This window comes from Pseudomonas sp. GM24 (assembly GCF_000282235.1).
GTDB lineage: Bacteria > Pseudomonadota > Gammaproteobacteria > Pseudomonadales > Pseudomonadaceae > Aquipseudomonas.
In genome coordinates, this window is sequence record NZ_AKJR01000387.1 from 1 (window position 1) to 543 (window position 543).

At 53.2% G+C, this 543-nt stretch carries 1 pseudogene; it reads right to left on the reverse strand.

What is annotated here, in order from left to right:
• Positions 1-92, reverse strand: a pseudogene (locus tag PMI23_RS30460) (DUF6124 family protein); the annotation flags it as partial.
• Positions 93-543 lie beyond the last annotated feature (451 nt).

The window sequence follows — 543 nt, forward strand, 5'->3', positions numbered from 1 at the left end:
GCGGCTTCGTGGAGTTTTTTGCTGTCGACTGAGGCGTAGGGGGATGTGGTGTTGGTGTCTGATTCTGGGGGGTTGGGTGTTGGTTTTTTCATGGTAATTCTCTCTCATTGATAGTTTCAGCTGGCCCATTCGACTTCCAGGAAAAATGGGTGGCAGCTGTACGCAGGCTGGAAATCCGGGAGAGAGCAACCCGGCAGACACGAATGTCTCCCGCGCACAACCGCCATAACAGAGTGCACACAATGAAAGTGCGCAAGCATACGTTATGAAAGGCGTATCTGCTCTCTCGTGTCTTCGGGTTTCCATGCCCGGTCGCTGAATTGGCAGCGTCGCTGAATTGGCAGCGACCGCTGAATTGGCAGCGACGAACATTGAATTGGCAGCGACGAACATAGTTGGCAGCGACGAACATAGGCTAGCAGCGACGAACATAGGCTAGAGAGCGGACGTCCGACGGACAACCTGAAAACATTGTGGGAAGGTTCCGCTGATTCAGACACTTTTTTAAACACACTTCAGATCGCAGCCCTCACCCTAGCCCTC